At 63.6% G+C, this 19,623-nt stretch carries 22 protein-coding genes and 3 tRNA genes; all 25 read left to right on the top strand.

All coding sequences use genetic code 11. The features are described from left to right. Positions 1-3: 3 nt before the first annotated feature. Entirely contained in the window at positions 4-1,221 is a 1,218-nt protein-coding gene (locus BN3270_RS06955) for an AAA family ATPase (RefSeq protein ID WP_058986401.1), read from the top strand. A 1-nt stretch (position 1,222) separates the two neighbouring features. Further along, on the top strand, positions 1,223-1,486 hold the full coding sequence (locus tag BN3270_RS06950; RefSeq protein WP_058986400.1) for an RloB family protein: 264 nt from the start codon (positions 1,223-1,225) through the stop codon (positions 1,484-1,486). Between the two features lie 3 nt (positions 1,487-1,489). Continuing rightward, positions 1,490-1,888 carry an RloB family protein gene (locus tag BN3270_RS06945; protein WP_058986399.1) on the top strand — a complete coding sequence of 133 codons (399 nt, stop codon included), beginning with the start codon at positions 1,490-1,492 and terminating at the stop codon, positions 1,886-1,888. A gap of 1 nt (position 1,889) precedes the next feature. After that, a complete protein-coding gene (locus BN3270_RS06940) occupies positions 1,890-2,732 on the top strand; it encodes an SMODS domain-containing nucleotidyltransferase (protein ID WP_334258426.1) in 843 nt (280 codons plus the stop codon). After that, complete coding sequence (locus BN3270_RS06935) at positions 2,729-3,334, top strand: SLATT domain-containing protein (protein ID WP_058986397.1); 606 nt, start codon at positions 2,729-2,731, stop codon at positions 3,332-3,334. The genes BN3270_RS06940 and BN3270_RS06935 overlap by 4 nt, the downstream gene beginning before the upstream one ends. Before the next feature lie 105 nt (positions 3,335-3,439). Continuing rightward, positions 3,440-3,814: a DUF2513 domain-containing protein gene (locus BN3270_RS06930; protein ID WP_271711950.1), complete on the top strand. Its 375-nt coding sequence runs from the start codon at positions 3,440-3,442 to the stop codon at positions 3,812-3,814. Positions 3,815-4,238: 424 nt separating this feature from the next. Then, positions 4,239-4,511, top strand: coding sequence for a type II toxin-antitoxin system RelB/DinJ family antitoxin (locus tag BN3270_RS06925; RefSeq protein ID WP_058986835.1), 273 nt, complete (start codon positions 4,239-4,241; stop codon positions 4,509-4,511). Between the two features lie 238 nt (positions 4,512-4,749). Beyond that, the gene (locus BN3270_RS06915) at positions 4,750-5,682 is read left to right on the top strand and encodes an NERD domain-containing protein (RefSeq protein ID WP_058986394.1); all 933 of its coding nucleotides are present in this window, start codon (positions 4,750-4,752) and stop codon (positions 5,680-5,682) included. A 39-nt stretch (positions 5,683-5,721) separates the two neighbouring features. Continuing rightward, positions 5,722-5,946, top strand: a complete 225-nt coding sequence (gene relB / locus BN3270_RS06910) for a type II toxin-antitoxin system RelB family antitoxin (protein ID WP_058986393.1) — start codon at positions 5,722-5,724, stop codon at positions 5,944-5,946. Between the two features lies 1 nt (position 5,947). Continuing rightward, positions 5,948-6,211, top strand: a complete 264-nt coding sequence (locus tag BN3270_RS09315) for a type II toxin-antitoxin system RelE family toxin (RefSeq protein ID WP_082673411.1) — start codon at positions 5,948-5,950, stop codon at positions 6,209-6,211. 175 nt (positions 6,212-6,386) lie between these two features. Then, positions 6,387-6,461 (top strand) — tRNA-Ile (locus BN3270_RS06900). 224 nt (positions 6,462-6,685) lie between these two features. Next, a tRNA-Asn gene (locus BN3270_RS06895) sits at positions 6,686-6,760 on the top strand. A 36-nt stretch (positions 6,761-6,796) separates the two neighbouring features. Further along, positions 6,797-6,871: transfer RNA gene (locus BN3270_RS06890), tRNA-Val, on the top strand. Positions 6,872-6,930: 59 nt separating this feature from the next. Then, complete coding sequence (locus tag BN3270_RS06885) at positions 6,931-8,505, top strand: ABC transporter substrate-binding protein (RefSeq protein ID WP_058986391.1); 1,575 nt, start codon at positions 6,931-6,933, stop codon at positions 8,503-8,505. A gap of 1 nt (position 8,506) precedes the next feature. Further along, complete coding sequence (locus BN3270_RS06880) at positions 8,507-9,490, top strand: ROK family protein (RefSeq protein WP_058986390.1); 984 nt, start codon at positions 8,507-8,509, stop codon at positions 9,488-9,490. A gap of 87 nt (positions 9,491-9,577) precedes the next feature. Further along, positions 9,578-11,605, top strand: a complete 2,028-nt coding sequence (locus BN3270_RS06875) for an ABC-F family ATP-binding cassette domain-containing protein (protein ID WP_058986389.1) — start codon at positions 9,578-9,580, stop codon at positions 11,603-11,605. Between the two features lie 9 nt (positions 11,606-11,614). Beyond that, positions 11,615-12,082: a tRNA (cytidine(34)-2'-O)-methyltransferase gene (locus BN3270_RS06870; protein WP_058986388.1), complete on the top strand. Its 468-nt coding sequence runs from the start codon at positions 11,615-11,617 to the stop codon at positions 12,080-12,082. A 24-nt stretch (positions 12,083-12,106) separates the two neighbouring features. Then, on the top strand, positions 12,107-12,787 hold the full coding sequence (locus BN3270_RS06865) for a site-2 protease family protein (protein WP_058986387.1): 681 nt from the start codon (positions 12,107-12,109) through the stop codon (positions 12,785-12,787). A gap of 44 nt (positions 12,788-12,831) precedes the next feature. Then, the gene (gene trpS / locus BN3270_RS06860; RefSeq protein ID WP_058986386.1) at positions 12,832-13,974 is read left to right on the top strand and encodes a tryptophan--tRNA ligase; all 1,143 of its coding nucleotides are present in this window, start codon (positions 12,832-12,834) and stop codon (positions 13,972-13,974) included. Between the two features lie 6 nt (positions 13,975-13,980). Continuing rightward, positions 13,981-14,772, top strand: coding sequence for a segregation and condensation protein A (locus BN3270_RS06855; protein ID WP_058986385.1), 792 nt, complete (start codon positions 13,981-13,983; stop codon positions 14,770-14,772). Continuing rightward, on the top strand, positions 14,773-15,546 hold the full coding sequence (gene scpB, locus BN3270_RS06850) for an SMC-Scp complex subunit ScpB (protein WP_058986384.1): 774 nt from the start codon (positions 14,773-14,775) through the stop codon (positions 15,544-15,546). 2 nt (positions 15,547-15,548) lie between these two features. After that, positions 15,549-16,493, top strand: a complete 945-nt coding sequence (locus BN3270_RS06845; RefSeq protein WP_082673410.1) for a pseudouridine synthase — start codon at positions 15,549-15,551, stop codon at positions 16,491-16,493. Then, complete coding sequence (locus BN3270_RS06840; protein ID WP_058986383.1) at positions 16,490-17,620, top strand: prephenate dehydrogenase; 1,131 nt, start codon at positions 16,490-16,492, stop codon at positions 17,618-17,620. The genes BN3270_RS06845 and BN3270_RS06840 overlap by 4 nt, the downstream gene beginning before the upstream one ends. A 3-nt stretch (positions 17,621-17,623) precedes the next feature. Continuing rightward, positions 17,624-18,949, top strand: a complete 1,326-nt coding sequence (gene aroA, locus BN3270_RS06835) for a 3-phosphoshikimate 1-carboxyvinyltransferase (RefSeq protein WP_058986382.1) — start codon at positions 17,624-17,626, stop codon at positions 18,947-18,949. Further along, positions 18,946-19,623: a (d)CMP kinase gene (gene cmk, locus BN3270_RS06830; RefSeq protein ID WP_058986381.1), complete on the top strand. Its 678-nt coding sequence runs from the start codon at positions 18,946-18,948 to the stop codon at positions 19,621-19,623. The genes aroA and cmk overlap by 4 nt, the downstream gene beginning before the upstream one ends.

The following is a 19,623-nucleotide window of genomic DNA, read 5'->3' as shown; positions in this document are numbered from 1 at the left end:
GCGATGCTTTGCCAGTTCACCTTCAAGAACTACAGGTCCTACCGCGACGAGGCGGAGCTGTCCATGCAGGCGACGCCGATGAGGGAGTTCGAGCGCTCCCTCATCGAGTGTCCCGACGGGCAGAGCTTCCTGCCGGTGGCCGCGGTGTACGGCCCCAATGCCGGCGGCAAGTCCAACCTGCTCGAGGCCCTCGACTACGTGCGCTCGGCGGTGGCCAGGCCGGTCTGGCTGCTGTCCGCCCGCGCCGACGCGCCCGAGGGGGAGCGCCCCTCGATGGCCCGCTGCTCGGCGTTCGAGTTCGACGACGTGTCGGCCGCCGAGCCCACCGAGTTCGAGCTCTACTACCGCGCGGGCGAGCACGAGTACCGCTACATCCTTTCCGTGCACGCCGACGAGATCGTGTCCGAGGGGCTGTGGCGGCGCAAATTGGGCGCGTCGCGCACGGCGACGCTGTTCGAACGCGAGGGCGCAGAGGTGAAGCTCGGGCCCACGCTGCGCAAGCTCGCGACGGCCGCGACGTTCAACCCGAGCCTGCCGTACCTGTCGTTCCTCTGCATCAACTTCGACGCGCCGGTGGTCAAGGAGGCGGCCAGCTGGTTCCTCGGCGGGGTGTTCCTGAACTACAACAGCTCCTATCTGGAGCGCGCGCTTGAGCAGATGCTCGACGAAGATGACTCGCCCGAGGTCACGCGCTTCCTGCGCGCCGTGGACGTGCGCATCGACGGCTTCAGGGTGGAGAAGGCCCCCGAGGGGCGCGGCCAGCGCGTCTTCGTGAAACATGAAGTGGACGGTAAGGGCTACGAGCTGCGGCTGTCCGAGGAGTCGGCCGGCACTCAGAAGCTCATGGGGCTGGCAACGTTTTTGCTGGCAGCGCTCGAGCGCGGCGGCACCGTGGTCGTCGACGAGCTGGACGCCAAGCTGCACCCGAAGCTTTTGCGCTACGTGATCCTGCTGTTCAAGGACCCCGAGGTCAACAAGCACGGCGCGCAGCTCATCTTCTCGTCGCAGGACGTATCCACCATGCGAAACGACGTGTTCCGCCGCGACGAGATATGGTTCGCGGCACGCGGCGAGGGGGAAGCCAGCCAGCTGTGGTCGCTCGCCGACATCCACGAGGCCAACGGCAACTTGGTCAGCAAGAACGCGGCCTTCGACAAGCAGTACCTGTCGGGCCGTTACGGCGCCGATCCGTACCTCACCCGCATCGAGGAGTGGGACTAGCATGGCGGCGAAAAAGGGCAAGGGCTGGCGCAGCGGTAGGCGCGAGGGCCGCTCTCGCATGGTCCAGATGACGCGCCACCTCGTGGTGAGCGAGGGCAAGGAAACCGAGCCCCGCTACTTCGAGGGCGTGCGCGCGGCGCTGGGTGCGGCGAACGGCCGCAAGGTCGCCATCCTCGTCAAGGGAACCGGCAAGCATACGCTCGACCTGCTCGACTTCGCCGTCGAGCACTGCCGCTACGCGCCAGAGACGTTCGACCACGTGTGACTCGTGTTCGACAAGGACGACTTCCCGGCGGCCGATTTCGACGCGATGGAGCGCAAGTGCGCCGAGCTCTCCGACGGGTCGAGGACGTTCCATGCGCTGTGGTCGAACCCCTGCTTCGAGCTGTGGCCGCTCCTGCACCTGCGCTACACGACCGCGCCCATGACGGCCGCCGAGTGCCAGCGCGCCCTCGCGCAGGCGATGTCGAAGGACCTGGGCGTCGAGTACCGCAAGAACCTCGGCGGGCTCTTCGACCTCGTCGACGAGAATCGCGCGGAGGCGATAGCGAGGGCCGCGCGCCTGGGCGGCCACCACGACAGCCTCGGCAACGTGATGCCCTCGGACCGGAACCCGGCGACCAGGGTTGGGGACATATTCGAGGAGCTGGGGCCCTACCTAGGGTGAAATAAGTTTCGAGAGCGAAAGGGGCACTCGCATAAACAGGGTCGAATTCGCGACTGCTGGAGTCGATTCGGAAACGAGAAGTAAGGTCTCCGGCCGATACAAAAGGATTACGAGGGCGGTTAACGGGGAGTTTTGGGGCTCGCGAAGCGAAATCGAGCACACGCTGCAGGTCGGGTCCTACGGACGGGGGACGGCGACTTCGGCCAGCGACCTCGACGTGCTCGTCTCGCTTCCCAGGGCGGAGTACGAGCGTTACGACGCCTACAGGGGCAACGGCCAATCGCGCCTTCTCCAAGCCGTCAAGGCTGCGGTCTCCGCTATCTATCCGAGGACCAGCATAAGGGCGGATGGACAGGTGGTCGTGGTCGACTTCTCCGATGGGGTGAAATTCGAGCTGCTTCCCGCCTTCGCGCGCTCGAGTTGGAGCGGCGAGGGCTTCGACTACCCCGACTCGAACATGGGCGGTCGATGGCTGTCGACGAATCCCAGAGCGGAGCAGGCCGCGATGAAAGAGAAGAACGACGCCTCGAACGGCCTCCTGCTCGACACCTGCAAGCACATGCGAAAGATTCACGCCGAGCGCTTCTCGAGCTACAAGCTCTCGGGCATAGTGATCGACAGCTTCGTTTACCACGCCATGGGGGATTGGCGATGGATCGGGGAGGGCGACGGACCTGCCGCCTCTCCGGGTGCGTACGAGAACGTCTTGCTCGACGCCTACAACACGCGGTCGGCGAACGGCTCGTTCGCATTCTCCCTCTCGAGCCCCGGAAGCAACCAACCCATCGACGTCTCGAGGAGCCTGGAGTGCCTTGGGAAGGTCTTAAGGGTGATGGCGGAGTGAAAGAATACTGCGTCGCGGCATCCGAGCCGTCTTCGTCATGCCAGCTTGCGGAAGGGGAAACGGGTTTCCCGGCCGGCGAGCGCAAGGAGCTGACCTCGCGCGTGGAGGACGTTCTCGTGTCCATCACCTGGACCCATAAGATTCACGAGAAGCAGGCCGAGATCTGCTCCTCTCACGCAACCAAGCTCAACGTCGCATCGATAGCGGCAACGGCCCTGACCGGGTCGGGTGCACTGGGTCTTTTCGCCTCAGACGACTTCGTTCTGAAGCTGGCAACCGCCTTGCTCGCGTTCGTCTCTCTGCTCCTCTATATGCTCACCATGGCTTTCGACTTCCCGGGAGAGGCGGCCAGCCACAGACATGCCGCAAAGAACTTCCTCGCCCTGCGAGAAGAGGGCAAGGACCTGCTTTCCGAGCTGAAGGGAGAGCGCGTTTCCTCCGAATCCGCAAGGGCCTGCTATGACATGCTGAGGGGAAAATACTCCATCGCCTGCTCTCTGGCGCCTCAAACTGGGATCGCTGCCGTCGAGAAGGCCACAGCTGCTCTGAAGGAAGGCGAGTCAACCGTTACCCAGCGCGAGCGGGAACAGATGGCGGGCTAGACAAGAAATCGGGCGGGTCGTTTTGTTGTCAGCGGGCGGGACGCCGTGGGCGCTCGGAATCAAACACCAGTCTTTGAGTAGAGGGGTAACTGCATGAGGAGAGATATGGACCTCGTGAGGGTCATCTTGCTGAAAATAGAGGAGGAGCATGCTGGCGTAGGCTTGGCGAATCTGGAAATCGAGGGCTACGACCGTGCTATCATCGCGTATCATTGCCAGCTGCTCGAGGAGGCTGGCCTGGTCTCATCTTGTATTGTGCACTATGCGGAGGACTCCGTCGACTTCTTCAGTGTTGGCGGGCTCACATGGGAGGGGGCCGACTACCTCGACCAGGTGAGGGACGACTCTGTCTGGGAGAAGACCAAGAATCTGGCAGCTGAGAAGGGCGTTCCGCTCGTTGTCGAAACCGTTAAGACGATATCGTCTGCAGTGGTTTCGTCTTTGGCCGAGGGCGTTGCCTCTGCGCTGCTTAAAGGGTAGACGATCGACTGCGTTCGGCGAGCGCTGGTGATGCGAGGGGCAAATCAAGGCGCGCAGTGACGGGGGCTAGTCGCAGAGCCTGGCGATCTCGGACCCGGAAGTCGCAAGGAGCGGCCGTACGTTCTCATCGTTTGCGAAAGGGGACACCGAGCTCAACTACTTCAAAGCACTGAAGAGTCGGTTTCGTGCGAGTTGGCTGCCCCCCCCCGAAAAGCCCGACTAAACCAACCCGATGGCGATACTTGAGTAGGCAGTCAAGAAGATTGGAAGCCTATTTGCAGCTGATCCGATCGCACTCGCCGTGTGAGAGGGCGGCAGTCCTGCAACCTTAGAGCTTAGAGCGCACCTTCTGTTCGCGAATTGGAAATGAATATGTCGGTGCGATATAATAGCAACGTACATACAAATGTTGATTGGAGCGGTTATGGCGAGTTCGACTTTAACCATTCGCATTGATGAAGATCTGAAGCGTCAGGCATCGGAGGTTGCCGATTACTACGGGCTCGATCTTTCCTCTGTCACGCGCGCATTCTACAAGCAGATGGTGAACACTCGCTGCATCCCGCTGACGTTCGCCCCCGAAGAGCCAAACGCCGAAAGTCTCGAGGCCATTCGTGAAGGAGAAGCATTTCTTGCGTCTGGCAAGGAGGGACGCTTCACGAACGGTGCTGACCTTATCGCGGCGGCGACGGCCTGATGACTAGGCTGACCGCGGAGTTCTCCGCGGCCTTCGCGCGCGATCTCAAGGAGAAGGCCAGGCGGCGTAACGGGGACCTCTACGAGCTGCAAAGGCTCCACTGCGGCTCTCGAGGACATATAGTGCGTTCGACCGGTCTCCACCTCATCAACCTTACGTTATCAACTCATTCTGACCTGCGCTAATGTAAATATCGGCTAGTATGTTCTCTGTCTATTGTTGCGACTGGGGGAACAGCATGGGGCTATTCAGCAATCATGAGCCGATCATCATGAAAGAAGGCAGTTCGGCGCACGACGAACTCGCGGCCATCGAATCTTTGCGCGGCTCGCTTCCCGCCAAGGCTCAGGCCGAGCTCGATGCCTACGAGCGCTCAGTGAAGGCGGGCGTTGCCGGCGAGGACCGCATCCTCTACGAGCTGAAGAACTCCCACATGGACATGGTGGTTCTGCAGGACCTGTTCTTGGAGCATAACGGCCTCACCGCGCAGATCGATTTCATGGTGCTCACGCGCCAGCGGTATTTCGCGATCGAATGCAAGAACCTCTACGGCAACATTCAAGTCGACGCGCAGGGGAATTTCATTCGCTATCTGGGCGGCGGCCGGCGAGAGGGCATGTATTCTCCCATAACGCAGAACCGGCGCCATTTGGAGCTGATTCGCGCGATCCGTCGCGACAATCACGGCGTAGCGTTCAATCTGCTTGCCGATCGCACGTTCGACGACCAGTTTCGCAGTCTCGTGGTGCTTGCCAATCCGAAGACGGTGCTCAACGATCGCTACGCGCCGGAGGATGTGAAAGCGCAGATCATTCGCGCGGACCAGCTTATCGCAACCATCGAGTCGATCAACGAACAGCCGGGCGTGGGGCATAGCAAGATGTCCCTTTCGGATATACGTAAGGCGGGGGAGGGCCTGCTTTCCCTGAATGCCGAAAACCCGGTCGATTACGTGGAAAAGTTTCGCAAGATGGCCGAAGAGCACGCCAGGGAGCAGGTCGCTCAGCCGCCCGCTGCAGCGTCTGCGGCAGCACAGGCCGGGCCGGGCGTGTGTCCCCGCTGCGGTTCGCCCTTGGTGCTGCGGACCGCCAAACGCGGCCCGCGGGCGGGTAAAAAGTTCTACGGCTGCAGCTCATACCCGCATTGCCGCTTCATAAGGAACGTCGACTAGCGGTGTGTTACAATGTGCTACAACCGTTAGGAGGGCGTTATGGCTAGTGCAACAATGACGATTCGTATGGACGAAGCAGAAAAAGAACTCATTAACGACTACGCGAAAGCATTTGGGGTCTCCGCTTCTGAATTCGTACGCAAGAGCGCGCTCGAACGTATTGAAGACGAATTGGATCTGCAAGCCTGGAAGGAAGCTAAGGCTGAATTTGAGGCCGATCCAGTTACTATTCCCGCCTCTGAGATTGCTCGAAAGTATCTCTAGCATGTGGCGACTCGTTTTTTCGAAAAAAGCTGACAAGCAGCTTTCGAAGCTCGATGCCGGCGTGAGACGCGTAATTGTCTCATGGCTTCTCAAACATATTGATGGCTGCGATGATCCCCGTGTGTACGGAAAGGGATTGACCGCGAATCGTGCTGGTGAATGGCGCTATCGCATTGGCGATTATCGAGTGCTGTGCGAGATTCGAGATGATGAACTCATTGTGCTGACACTCTCTGTTGGGCATCGTCGTGACGTCTACCGATGATTGCGTATTCTGCCTTGTGCGTCTCATGACATGAAGAGACCCGCCGTAGCGGGTCTCTTCATGTCATGAGCTCCTTGTGCCAGGTGCGCTTCTGCTTGGTGCGGTTGTACTTCGCGTCGCCGTGCGAAAGGGATTGAACGAATTGGAGTGAACCTGCGGTATACTACCTTCTCACGGGCCCTTAGCTCAATGGTGGAGCAGGGGACTCATAATCCTTTGGTTGTCGGTTCGAGTCCGGCAGGGCCCACCAAAGAAATTGCAGCCCAGAAGCGCCTTTGCTTCTGGGCTGTTTTGCTTTCGGGCTGATATGTGCTGCGGCCTTCGATACGGCTCCCAAGACGCCCTCGGCGTTTCTGCCTGCCGAATTCGCCTTTGACCTGGTCCTACTTCGTTCATTCAAACTTTTTGAAAAAAGTTCTTGCCAATCTCAGTGACTTCCGTATAATACTGTCTTGCGCGCTGCAAGGCGCACATTCCTCGGTAGCTCAACGGCAGAGCATCCGGCTGTTAACCGGAGGGTTGTAGGTTCGAATCCTACCCGGGGAGCCATTTTTATTATCTCGGCCGCTCAGGCGGCTTTTATTTGGGCGTATGGCGCAGCGGGAGCGCGCTTCCTTCACACGGAAGAGGTCACAGGTTCGAACCCTGTTACGCCCACCATCGAATTGCGAGCCAGCCTTCGGGTTGGCTTTTTTGTTACCTAGGTGGAAGGACTTTCGATGGGTGACAGGCTTCTTTCGCGCCGCGCCTTCCTTGCCGGATCGGCCGCCCTTTCCGTTGCCTACGCGCTGGGCCTTACCGGGTGCGGCAGCAGCGAACCGCAGGACACGCGATCGTTCGGCGGCGGCACGATCACCGCTTCGTTTGCGTCGACGACCGATAGCTTCCATCCCTGCACCGCAACGGCGCCGCTCGCCCTTTCGGGCAACCTGCACGTGGTGGAGCCCCTCTACGAATCGAATCCCACGAGCTACGAGGTCATGCCCGCTCTTGCCGACGGCTTCCCGCGCTTCGAGGACGACGGCACCTGCACGATCAAAATCCGCGACGACGCGCGCTTCTCCACCGGCGCCGCGGTGACGGCCGGCGATGTGGTGGCGTCCTACGAGCGTTTTTGCACCCTGAACCCTGCGCTCGCCCAGCATCTCGATTTCATTTCCGATATGCAGGCGGTAGACGACGCCACGATTTCCCTTGCGCTCGCCCGTCCCTTCTCGTTCGTGGAAGAGCGCCTGCAGATGGTCAAGGTCTTCCCTGAATCCCAGTCCTTTCAGGAAGCCAGCGCCGCGCCTATCGGGTCGGGCCCCTGGCGCTATGCCTCCTTCGAAAAGAACAAGCTCGTCTTTCTGCCCAACGTTTCCTACAACGGGCCCCACACCGTGCTCGACAACGAAATGGACTGGTCGGTGATCACCGACGACGTGAGCCGCGTGCGCACCCAGTCGGACGGCTGGTCCATGGCCATGCAGGACGTCCCCGGCGATTCCGCCGTGCAGCTGAACAACGCCGGCATGGACGTCGACATCACCCAGGGGTTCAACGCGCCCTTCTTCGCCTTCCGCGCCGATAGCGGTCCTTTCGCCGATGCGCGTGTGCGCCAGGCCGTGTTCTACGCCATCGACACCCAGGAGCTCGTCGACCGGGCGCTGTCCGGCCGTGCGAGCGTGCCCACCTGCTTTCTGCCGGTGAACCATCCCGACAACGACCATGCGGACACCCTGTTCGCTTACGACCCCGATTACGCCCGGCAGCTGCTTTCCGACGCGGGCGTCTCGCAGGTGTCGTTCACCCTGGACTGCACCGACGACGCCGTGCTCACCCAAATCGTGCCTCAGATCAAATCGAACCTGGAAGACACGGGCGTTTTCCAGGTCACCGTGCGCACGAGTGCCGCTCGGGACCTGTACAACAAGGTCGATGCGGGCGGGTCCGACGTGGTGGCCATCCTCGACCGCCAGGACCCGCTGGCCTATGCGAGCGACGCCTGCTTCCTTATGGAATGGTGGTACAAGGACGAGCGCTGGATGGGCAAGCGCACCGGGTGGTCGGGATCCGATGAATACGCCCAGCTGCTCGACCTGCTCGCCACCGTCGAAGCGGGGGAGGGCGACGACCGTCACACCGCCATCCTCGATTGCCTGAACCTTTTGGCCGACCAGGCGGTCATCTACCCCTTGCTGCACCTGCAGAGCGCCACCGCCTTCAACCGCGCCACGATCGACGGCGGCTGTGCCATGGGCGGCGACGGCCTCTACCTGCTCGACGCGGCGACCGTCGTGCCCGAGGACCAATAGCATGGGGCAGGTCAACGTGCGGCCCCAGGCCGCTCTCGCGCTTGATGTGGGAGGCACTAAGCTCGCGGCTGCGGTGGTCGTGGTGGGCGGCGACGGCCCGCAGGTGCGCTGCCGGGTTCAGGTGCCCACCGAAACCGACCGGGGCGCCGCCCATGTGATGGAGCGCATGGAGCGCGCGGCCGCCCGCGCGCTCGCCGATTACCGGGCAACGGAATCCGCCGTGCCCGTGGAGGCCTGCGGGGCGTCGGCTTTGGGCTGCCCCGATGCGGCGGGGGAGCGCGTGGCCTTCGGCGCCAACCTCATGGAAGGTTGGACGGGTATGCCGGTGGCGGCCCGCCTGTCGCATGCGGTGGGCGTCCCGTGCGTGCTCTTAGGCGACGTGCAGGCCCACGCGCTGGGAGAGGCCCGCTGGGGCGCGGCCGCCGGCGCGCCGTCGTGCCTGTGCGTGGCGCCCGGCACGGGGCTGGGCGGCGGCCTGGTGATAGACGGCAGATTGGTGCGCGGGGCCCATGGGCTTGCGGGGCACCTGGGCCACATGCAGAGCGTGCACGCCCAGGGGATGCGGTGCTCGTGCGGCACGCTGGGGCATATCGAAGCCGTGACGTCGGGCGTGGGCATCGGCGCCCTCTATCAGGGGGTCGACGTTGCTTCCGCCGATTTCGACCCCGCGATCGACGGGGCCTGGGTCGCCCGCCGTGCCGCCCGGGGCGATGCGCGCGCCCGTGCGGTCCTTGCGCGATCGGGGTTCGCCCTGGGCAGCGAGATCGGGTCGTGGGCCAACCTGGTCGACCCTGCGGTCATCGTGATCGGCGGGTCGGTGCGCAAGGCGGGCGCCGTGTGGCGCGAGGCCCTCGAGCGGGGCTTTCGCAGCCAGGCGCTCGAACCCTTGCGCGACGTGCCCCTGGTCGACGCGGCCCTGGGCGACGACGCGGCCCTGGTGGGCGCCGCCGAATACGCGCTCGACCGTTTCGCGCGCCCGGCCTAATCTGCACTCCTTGCGGAAAGTGGCGCCCCCTGCGCTCTTTTTGCTAGTCTTATCTACCGTTTGACTATGACGACGGGATGGGTTTCCATGATCCTTCAACTTGAGCATATTTCGAAATCGTTCGGTGCGCGCACCCTCTTCAGCGACGTGACCTTCAAGCTCGAAGAGCACGACCATCTGGCGCTGGTGGGCCCCAACGGCGCGGGCAAGACCACGATGCTCAAGATCATCACGGGCCGGGAAGACCCCGACGAAGGCCGCGTGGTCTTCGCCAAGGGGGCCACCCTGGGCTACCTGGAACAGGAAGCCATCGAAATGGGCGACAACCCCATCTTCGAAGAGGTGCTTTCCAGCCAGACCGAAGTGCTCGCGGCCGAACGGCGCATGCGGGCCCTCGAAGAGGGCCTGGGGGCCAACCCCACCGACGAGCAGCTGACCGCCTACGGCAAGGCGCGCGATGCCTACGAGGCCTTGGGCGGCTACGTCATCGAGCCCAAGGTACGCAGCGTCCTGTTCGGCCTCGGCTTCGGGGAAGCCGACATGAAGCGCCGGACGACCGACTTTTCCGGCGGCTGGCAGATGCGCATCGCCCTTGCCAAGCTCTTGGTGCGCAATCCTGATGTCCTCCTGCTCGACGAACCCACCAACCACCTCGACTTGGAAAGCGTGAAGTGGCTTGAGGGCTTCCTGCGCTCGTATGCCGGCACGGTGATCGTGGTGAGCCACGACCGCGCCTTCATGGACAACATGGTCGACCGCGTGGCCGAAATCGACAACGGCCAGGTGGTCCTCTACGCGGGCAACTATTCGGCCTACCTGCGCGAACGCGCCGAGCGCATCGAGATGCTCAAGGACGAGAAGAAGAAGCAGGACGCCGAAATCGCCCATCTGGAAGATTTCATCGAAAAGTTTCGTTACAAGGCCACCAAGGCCAAGCAGGCCCAGGACCGTCAGAAGAAGCTCGACAAGATCTTGGAACACCGCATCGTGATCCCCGAAGAGCGCAAGTCGGTGCATTTCAACTTCGTGCAGCCGCCGCGTACGGGCGACATGGTCGTGAAGCTTTCGGGCGTGACCAAGCACTTCGGCGACAAGCACGTCTACGACAACCAGGACCTCACGCTCTACCGCGGCGACAAGGTGGCCCTGGTGGGGCCCAACGGCGCGGGCAAGTCGACCCTCTTGAAGATGGTGGCCGGGGTCGAAGCGCCCGATGCGGGCACCATCGCCTACGGCACCCACGTGTCGGTGTCATATTACGCCCAGCACCAGCTCGAGGAGCTTTCCGCGGGCAACACGGTCTTCGAAGAGCTCGACCACGCGGCACCCGGCTGGTCGATTTCGCAGGTGCGCACCCTTTTGGGCGCCTTCCTTTTTCACGGCGATGCGGTGGAAAAGAAGGTGAGCGTCCTTTCGGGCGGCGAAAAGGCCCGCCTGGCCCTGGCCAAGATGCTCGTGGCGCCCGCGCCGCTTCTGTGCCTCGACGAGCCCACCAACCACTTGGACATCCAGAGCGCCGACGTGCTCGAACAGGCCCTGCGCCAGTTCGAGGGCACAATTCTGCTCATCACCCACGACCGTCACCTGATCCGCGGGGTCGCCAACAAGATCATCGAGATCAAGCCCGGGCAGCTCACGCGCTTCGACGGCGACTACGACTACTACCTGGACAAGACCGGCCAGGCCGACGACGCTTCGATCACGGGCGACGAGCGCAACTCGACCCACAAGGCCCCCGGTCGCCCCTTCGACGCCAAGACCTCGCAGGGGAAGGCCGGCGGCGCGCAGCTCACGGCAGCTCGCGGCAGCGCGCCCAAGAGCAAGGAACAGAAGCGCCGCGAGGCCCAGGCCCGCAACCGCGCCTACAACGCCTTGAAGAAGCAGCGCCGCCGCATCGCCCAGCTCGACAAGCAGCTCGAGGCCGACAACAAGCGGATGGACGAGATCCTGGCCCTTCTGGCCGATCCCGACTTCTACACGCACGAAGACGAAAGCAGCGACGTCATCGCCGAGCATGCCAAGCTCAAGGCCCGCATCAAGGCGGCCGAAGAGGAGTGGCTCGAGCTCAACGAAGAGCTCGAAGAGGAAATGAAGCGCCAGCAGGAACAGGCCTAAGGGGCGCCCATGGTCAACGTCGTTTTGTTCGAGCCCGAGATTCCCCAGAACACGGGCAACATCGCGCGCACCTGCGCCTGCACGGGCGCCCGCCTGCACCTGGTCGAGCCCATGGGCTTTCGCCTTACCGAAAAGCACCTGGGCCGGGCGGCCATGGATTACTGGGATGCGGTCGATATCAAGCGGTGGACCTGCACGCGGGAGTTCCTGGAAGCCCACGAAGGCTGCGACCTGCACTTTTTCACCGGGCACGCAACCGCTCGTTACGATACGGCCGCCTACGACGCGGGGGACACCTACCTGGTCTTCGGTCGCGAAAGCCGCGGCATCGACGCCGATATTCTCGAAGCCCACCGCGACCGGTGCGTCCGCATTCCCATGATGCCGGGCATGCGCAGCCTCAACCTGGCCAATTCTGTGGCCATCGCGGTCTATGAAGTATTGCGTGAACAGGGGTTTGCGGCGCCGCTCGCCTAAGACGGGCGGGTATACTGGCTTTTTATGGACGATACGATCATCTATTACATATGCAGCATCCTCGCCTTCGTGCCGGCAATCGTCCTGCACGAAGTGGCCCATGGCTTTGCGGCTTACAAGCTGGGCGACCCCACGGCCAAGCAGTCGGGGCGCCTTTCGCTCAACCCCTTAAAGCACGTTGACCCCTTCGGCACGGTAATCTTGCCGCTTCTGCTCATGGTGGCCCACGCGCCCATTTTCGGCTACGCCAAACCGGTGCCCTACAATCCCGCCTACTTCAAGAACCGCCGCACGGGCGATGTGATCGTGGGCTTTGCGGGGCCGGCGGCCAACCTGGCCCAGGCGGCCTTGGGCTCTGCGGTAGCCTGGGTCTTGTATCCCATGGCACCCCAGCTCGTGCAAACGAGCGAGCCTTTCGCCTACTTCTACCTGATGTTCCTGCCCCTCTACGTGCTGGTGAACCTCTACCTGATGATGTTCAACATTCTGCCCGTGCCGCCTTTGGATGGCTCGAGCATCTATGCGGTGCTCATTCCTGAAAGGCACCTGCATGTCTACTACGAAATCGAGCGCTACGCGATGCCGGTACTGCTTATCTTGCTGCTCGTGGTACCCTACGTGAGTCCCATCGACCCGATTTCCATCTATATGGATGCCACCGCCGGGAACCTGGCCAACCTCATGTTCCCGATAAGAATCTCGTAATCGTTTAAGCGGGCGCGCATGCGCCCAGGGGAAGGAAGTGCACGATGCCGGAGAACCAGCAGCATCACGAAGAAGAAGAGGCGCGCGTCGTCGTCGAGCCCAAGGAGAAGGTTATCCTCACCGGCGACCGTCCCACGGGCCGGCTGCATGTGGGCCACTACGTGGGCTCGCTGCGCGAGCGCGTCCGTCTGCAGAATTCGGGCGAGTTCGACAAGATCTTCATCATGATCGCCGACGCTCAGGCCCTTACCGACAACGCCGACAACCCCGAAAAGGTGCGTCAGAACATCGTGGAAGTGGCCCTCGACTACCTGTCCTGCGGCATCGACCCGGCCAAATCGACGGTCTTCATTCAGTCCCAGGTGCCCGAGCTCTTCGAGCTCACGGCCTACTACGAAAACCTCGTCACGGTGGCGCGCGTCCAGCGCAACCCTACGGTGAAGAGCGAGATCAAGATGCGCGGCTTCAACGCCGACATCCCCTGCGGCTTCTTCATGTACCCCATCTCGCAGGCCTCCGACATCACCGCCTTCAAGGCCACCACGGTGCCCGTGGGCGAAGACCAGCTGCCCATGATCGAGCAGACGCGCGAGATCGTGCGTTCCTTCAACCGCACCTACGGCCCCGTCCTCATCGAGCCGGAGGCCCGCATTCCCGAAGGCGAGGCGGCCAAGCGCCTGCCCGGCATCGACGGCAAGGCCAAGATGAGCAAGTCGCTGGGCAACGGCATCTACCTGGCTGACACGCCCGAAGATGTGGCCAAGAAGATCAAGAGCATGTACACCGACCCCGACCACCTGCGCGTGGCCGATCCGGGCAAGGTGGAAGGCAACGCCGTCTTCACCTACCTCGACGCCTTCGCGACCGACGAGCATTTCGCCGAATACTGGCCTGAATACGCCAACCTCGAAGAGCTCAAGGACCACTACCGCCGCGGCGGCCTGGGCGACGTGAAGTGCAAGAGGTTCCTCGACAAGGTCATGGAGGAGACGCTTGCCCCCATCCGCGCCCGTCGCCACGAGCTCGAGCAGGACATCCCCGGCGTCTACGAGGTGCTGCGCGCCGGCACCGACCGCGCGCGCGAAACGGCCGCCCAGACCCTGCACGAGGTAAAGAACGCCATGCGCATCAACTACTTCGACGACGCGGCCCTCATCGCCGAGCAGGCCCAACACTATCAGGCATAAGGGCCCTTGTCCTACCGTGTCCGCATAGGCAGTTTCGAAGGCCCCTTCGACCTGCTGTTGTACCTGGTGAGCCGGCAGCGGGTCGACATCGGCAGCATTTCGATCACTGAAATCGCCGACCAGTACCTCGACGAGATCTCCCATCTGCAGGAAGTCGACCTCGACGTGGCGAGCGACTTCTTGCTCGTGGCCACCACGCTGCTGGAAATCAAGGCCCAATCGCTTCTGCCCAAACCCGAAGACGATGCCCTGGAAGACGTGGAAGAGCTCGCCCCCAACGAGGCCCGCGATCTGCTCGTCGACCGTTTGCTCGTCTACAAGCAATTCAAGAACGCGGCCGCGTCTTTGGGCGTGCGCGAAGATCAATGGGCGCGCACCCACCATCGTGCGGCCGGTCCCGACCGGAGCCTGCTCACCCTGATGCCCGATTACCTGGAAGGCGTAACCCTCGACGGGCTCGCCTTCCTCTGCGCGCGGGCTTTGGGGCGGCGCGACCCCTTCCTGCTCGATTCCGACCATATCGCTTCGAAGCCCATTCCGGTCGAGGCCCATGTGCGGGGCATCTACGGCCGCCTGCGTACGCGCAAGCATCTGAAGTTCAGCGAGCTCGTATCAGACGACGCGCCGACGCCTTTGGTGGTGGTCACCTTCCTGGCTATCCTCGAGCTCTACAAGCGCGGGATGGTTCGGGTGCGTCAGGACGCGCCGTTCGGCGACATCGACGTCGACTACATCGAAGGGGCGGGCGCCTTGGTGCTCGCCGGCGACGACGCGCTCACGAGCGTGGAGGAGGCATAAGTGTTCGGCAATTTAGAGGAAAAGGACCTTGAAGGGGCCGTGGAGGCCCTTTTGTTCGTGTCGGGCGATCCGGTGTCGACGCTCACGATGGCCGACGCTTTGGAAGTGGAGCCCGCCCAGGTGGAGGCCGCCTGCGTAGAGATCGCCGCCCGCCTTTCCGAAGGCCGCGCGGGCGTGCGCTTGAAGGAGGTCGCGGGCGCCTGGCAGCTGCGCACGGCACCTGAATACCATGAGCTCCTGGAAAGCTACGTCCTGTCGTGGGACACGCGCAAGCTGTCGCAGGCTGCGCTCGAAGTGCTTGCGATCGTGGCCTACGCGCAGCCCGTGACCCGCCAGGCGGTGGCCAACGTGCGCGGCGTGAACTCCGACAGCTCGATCAACTCCCTGTTGGAGAAGGGCCTGCTGCGCGAGGCGGGCACGAGCGATACCCCCGGCAACCCGGCCCTCTACGGGACCTCCAAGAAGTTCCTGGAGAAATTCGGTCTGCGGTCCCTGCGCGACCTGCCCGACCTCGACGACTTCGCCCCCGATGACGCCACGCGCGCCTTCATCAGCGAACGCCTTTCGGCGACGCGGGGAGCGGTGACGCCGGCGGCGGCCCAAGAGCCGGCGACCTTCGAAGACGGGGGCGCCCCGGCTGCGTCTGCGGGCGCGTCCGAAGACGTTCAGCCTTCGCTTGACGCCCTCATGGGCCAGGCCATGGCCGACGCCCTTGCCGAACAGGCCGGCGTGGTCGACAAGATCGATTTCGACGATTTGGAATTCGAGGAGTAGACATGGGAAAGATCAAACGGGCCCAGGAGCTGGCGAAAGCGGAAGCCGAAGCCGCCGAGCGGGCCCGCGCTGCCCAAGCCGCCGCTCGAACCGACCTGCGCGACCAGCGCGACTATCCCATGCGCCTGCAGAAGTTCCTCGCCCGGGCGGGCGTGGCGAGCCGACGGGGGAGCGAGTCGCTCATCAGCGCGGGCCGCGTCGAAGTGAACGGCCTCACCGTCACCGAGCTGGGCACCAAGGTCGATCCCTTGAACGACGAGGTCATGGTCGACGGCCGTGTGGTGGAATGGGGGAGCAAGCCGGTCGTGCTCGCGCTGAACAAACCGGCGGGCATCATCACCACGATGAAGGATTACTCCGGCCGTCGCTGCGTGGCCGATATCATGCCCACCGACGAATTCCCCGGTCTCTTTCCCATCGGCCGGCTCGACATCGACACCACGGGCCTCTTGCTCTTTTCCACCGACGGCGAGCTGGGCAACCACCTGCTCCATCCGCGCCATCACGTGACCAAGGTCTATCGGGCCACGGTGTGGGGCGACGTGGGGGAGGTGGCCCTGTCGTGGCTGGCCGAAGGAGTGCTCATCGACGATCGCCTTACCGCGCCCGCCAAGGTCAAGGTGGTCAAGCGCTTGGGCGGCAAGACCATCCTGGAACTGGCCATCCACGAAGGCCGCTACCACCAGGTAAAGCGCATGTGCGAGGAAGTGGGCCACCGGGTCGAGCAGCTCGAGCGCATCGCCTTCGGACCGGTCGAGCTGGGCGGTCTTCCGCGCGGGTCCTGGCGGGTGCTCGAAGGCCGCGAGCTTGAAGAGCTCTACCATGCGGCGGGCCTACCCACGCCCGACGAGGCTTCGCAAGCGGGGCCGGGCGCTGCCCGCTCGAATGCTAGAATGGGGGAAACGCAGGGCGCTACGGATGCACCGGGAAGAAAGATAGAGCAGTGAAGGCATTCCATAACATCGTCATCGTAGGCATCGGCTTGATCGGCGGATCGCTGGCCGGCGCCTACCGCGAGGCCTTCCCCAACGCCCAGGTTATGGGCGTCGACCCCGACGCGGCTTCGCTCGACACGGCGCTTGCGCGCGGGTGGCTCACCTGTGCCTGCGCGCCCGACGACGCATCGCTCGAAGCCTACGTGCGCGAGGGCTGCGATCTGGTGGTCCTGGCGGTGCCGGCCCAGTTTTCGGGCGATTATTTCCGCAAGCTCCAGGACTGGGGCTATGCGGGCCTCATCACCGACACCTGCTCGACCAAGGGTCGCATCTGCTCAATTGCCGACGCAACCTTGAAAAACCCCGGGCAATTCTTACCCGGCCATCCCATGGCCGGTTCGGAAGTGAACGGCATCGAAGGCGCTCGGTCCGACCTTTTCGAAGGCATGCATTGGATCTTGTGCCCCGATGCCCGCACGCCGGGCGAATGGTACACGCGCCTGCACGACACCCTCACGGCGCTTTCGGCCCGTGTGGTGTCCCTGCCGCGCGAGGAACACGACCGCGCCGTCGCCGTTATCAGCCACGTGCCGCATTTCACGGCCGCCTCGCTCGTGGAGCTCGCCGTGCGCCATGCCGACAAGCGCGACGTCCTCTTCCGCTTGGCGGCGGGCGGCTTCAAGGACTCCACGCGCATCGCCGCAGGGTCGCCGGCCCTCTGGTGCGGCATCGCCTTCGACAACCGCGAGGCGATCGTCGACGGCTTGGCCGAGCTGCGCGGCATTATCGGCCAGTTCCAGACGGCCCTCGAAGAGGGCGACCGCGACCGCCTGCGCGCCCTGCTCGATTCGTCTTCCCAAGCGCGCCGGTCCATTCCCGCCAAGTGGCTGCCTTCGACCGACAACATGCTCGAAGTGCGCATCCCCATGGAAAACCGTTCCGGCGTCGTGGCCGAGGTCACGGCCATCGCGAGCAAGGCGGGCTGCAATATCAACTCGATCGAGATCGACCATGTCACGGCCCATACCGCGGTGCTCAGCATGATCCTCACCGACGAGGGCGACTTCGGGCGCCTTTCTACCGATTTGTTGGACAAGGGATTCAAAGTTTCGCTGGCCCCATTGAGCGCTAAGGAGTAACCAATGGAAGATACAGATGTCACATGGATCGAGCCCTTAGGGGCTCCCCTGCATGGATCGACCCGGGTTCCGGGCGACAAATCGATTTCGCACCGTGCCGTGCTTTTTTCCGCCATGGCCGAAGGCACCTCGCGCGTGTCGGGCGTGCTCGACTCGCAGGACGTGCGTTCGACGATCAAGTGCGTGCAGCTGCTGGGCGCCAAGGTCAACCTGGAAAAGCAGGTCGATGGCAGCCTTTCGGGCGGCATCACCGGTTGGGGCGACCGCGGTCCCGAACAGCCCGATCAAGAGCTCAACTGCGGTAATTCGGGCACGACGGCACGCCTGCTCATGGGCGTGCTCGCCCCCTGGGACATTCGCGCCACGATTACCGGCGACGCCTCGCTCTGCCGCCGCCCCATGCGCCGCATCACCGCGCCCCTTATGAAGATGGGCGCCCACTTCGAGCCGGCCGGCCAGGAGACCCTGCCCTTGGTCGAAGAGGGCAACCGTCACCTTAAGGCGATCGAATACGACGCCCCTATGGCGTCTGCCCAGCTCAAGACGGCTATCTTGCTCGCCGGCCTGGGTGCGGCGGGCACCACCACCGTTAACGAGCCTTCGGCTTCGCGCAACCACACCGAGCTCATGCTGCCGGAATACGGCGCCACCACCACCGCGGGCAACCTCACCGCTTCGGTCGAAGGCCCCACGACCCTGCAGGCGAGCGAGGTCACTGTCCCGGGCGACCCCTCGAGCGCGGCCTTCCTGGTGTGCGCGGCCATGCTCATCCCCGGTTCTGAAATCCAGATCGAGCAGGTGTCCCTGAACACCGCGCGCGTGGGCTTCGTGCGCACCCTCGAGCGCATGGGCGCCGAGGTGTCGGTGTCTTCCACGGGCCTTTCGGGCAAGGAACCCTACGGCACCATTTCGGCCCTCTACACCGCCGACCTGCACGGGTGCGAGGTGCCGGCCGACAAGATCGCTTCCGAAGTCGACGAGATTCCCGTTCTGTCCCTGGTCGCCGCGCGCGCCAAGGGCATCACGGTCTTCCGTCAGGTGAGCGAGCTCAAGGTGAAGGAAACCAACCGCCTGGCCGCCGTCATAGAGGGTCTTGCTCAGATCGGCGTCGACGCCTGGGAAGACGGCGACGACCTCTTCATCGAGGGCCAGCCCGACCTGGTCATCCCCGACGACGTCGTCTTCGATTCCAAAAAGGACCATCGTCTGGCCATGACCTGGGCGCTTGCCGGTCTCTGCGGCAAGAAGCGCGTGGGCGTGAAGAACTTCGATTCCGTGAAGGTAAGCTTCCCGGCGTTCCTGGCGCAGATTGCGGGGCTGAGCCGATGATCGTAGCTATCGACGGGCCTTCGGGCGCCGGCAAATCGTCCGCTTCCAAGGCGGTTGCCGCCCAACTGGGTTTCGCCTGCCTCGATACGGGCGCCATGTACCGATCGATCGCTTGGCGTGCCCTGCGTGACGGCATCGCCCTCGACGACGGGGATGCTCTGGGCGCTTTGGCCCGCACGGAACCGATCGACTTCGCCCCGGGCGAAGACGGCGGCCCCCAACGGGTTTTCATCGGCGGCGACGAGGTGACGCGTGCCATCCGCACGGCCCAGATCGATCGATCGGTAAGCGCCGTGTCGGCCCATCCCCAGGTGCGCGCCGCCCTCGTCGACCAGCAGCGCCGTATCGGGCGGGCCGGCGACTACGTGGTCGAAGGCCGTGATATCGGTACGGCGGTCTTCCCCGATGCCCAAGTGAAGGTTTTCCTCACGGCGAGCAACGAAGAGCGTGCCCGCCGCCGCGTGGCCCAGAACGAGGCCCGGGGGGTGGGGTCGACCGATTTCAAAGCGGTGCTTGCCGATATCGAACGGCGCGACGCCATCGATTCTTCGCGCGAAGCGTCGCCCTTGAAGGTGGCCGACGACGCGGTCGTCATCGATTCGAGCTCGATGAGCTTCGATGCGGTCGTGGCCGCCATCTGCGACCTCGCCGGCGAGCGAAAGGCGGGACGCTAA

The sequence above is a fragment of the Hugonella massiliensis genome (assembly GCA_001486445.1).
Taxonomy (GTDB): domain Bacteria; phylum Actinomycetota; class Coriobacteriia; order Coriobacteriales; family Eggerthellaceae; genus Hugonella; species Hugonella massiliensis.
This window is presented reverse-complemented; position numbering and strand designations above follow the sequence as displayed.

Coding starts and splice junctions, on each gene's coding strand:
- BN3270_RS06955 (WP_058986401.1), top strand. CDS start 4: ATGCTTTGCCAGTTCACCTTCAAGAACTACAGGTCCTACCGCGACGAG.
- BN3270_RS06950 (WP_058986400.1), top strand. CDS start 1,223: ATGGCGGCGAAAAAGGGCAAGGGCTGGCGCAGCGGTAGGCGCGAGGGC.
- BN3270_RS06930 (WP_271711950.1), top strand. CDS start 3,440: ATGGACCTCGTGAGGGTCATCTTGCTGAAAATAGAGGAGGAGCATGCT.
- BN3270_RS06925 (WP_058986835.1), top strand. CDS start 4,239: ATGGCGAGTTCGACTTTAACCATTCGCATTGATGAAGATCTGAAGCGT.
- BN3270_RS06915 (WP_058986394.1), top strand. CDS start 4,750: ATGGGGCTATTCAGCAATCATGAGCCGATCATCATGAAAGAAGGCAGT.
- relB (WP_058986393.1), top strand. CDS start 5,722: ATGGCTAGTGCAACAATGACGATTCGTATGGACGAAGCAGAAAAAGAA.
- BN3270_RS09315 (WP_082673411.1), top strand. CDS start 5,948: ATGTGGCGACTCGTTTTTTCGAAAAAAGCTGACAAGCAGCTTTCGAAG.
- BN3270_RS06885 (WP_058986391.1), top strand. CDS start 6,931: ATGGGTGACAGGCTTCTTTCGCGCCGCGCCTTCCTTGCCGGATCGGCC.
- BN3270_RS06880 (WP_058986390.1), top strand. CDS start 8,507: ATGGGGCAGGTCAACGTGCGGCCCCAGGCCGCTCTCGCGCTTGATGTG.
- BN3270_RS06875 (WP_058986389.1), top strand. CDS start 9,578: ATGATCCTTCAACTTGAGCATATTTCGAAATCGTTCGGTGCGCGCACC.
- BN3270_RS06870 (WP_058986388.1), top strand. CDS start 11,615: ATGGTCAACGTCGTTTTGTTCGAGCCCGAGATTCCCCAGAACACGGGC.
- BN3270_RS06865 (WP_058986387.1), top strand. CDS start 12,107: ATGGACGATACGATCATCTATTACATATGCAGCATCCTCGCCTTCGTG.
- trpS (WP_058986386.1), top strand. CDS start 12,832: ATGCCGGAGAACCAGCAGCATCACGAAGAAGAAGAGGCGCGCGTCGTC.
- BN3270_RS06845 (WP_082673410.1), top strand. CDS start 15,549: ATGGGAAAGATCAAACGGGCCCAGGAGCTGGCGAAAGCGGAAGCCGAA.
- aroA (WP_058986382.1), top strand. CDS start 17,624: ATGGAAGATACAGATGTCACATGGATCGAGCCCTTAGGGGCTCCCCTG.
- cmk (WP_058986381.1), top strand. CDS start 18,946: ATGATCGTAGCTATCGACGGGCCTTCGGGCGCCGGCAAATCGTCCGCT.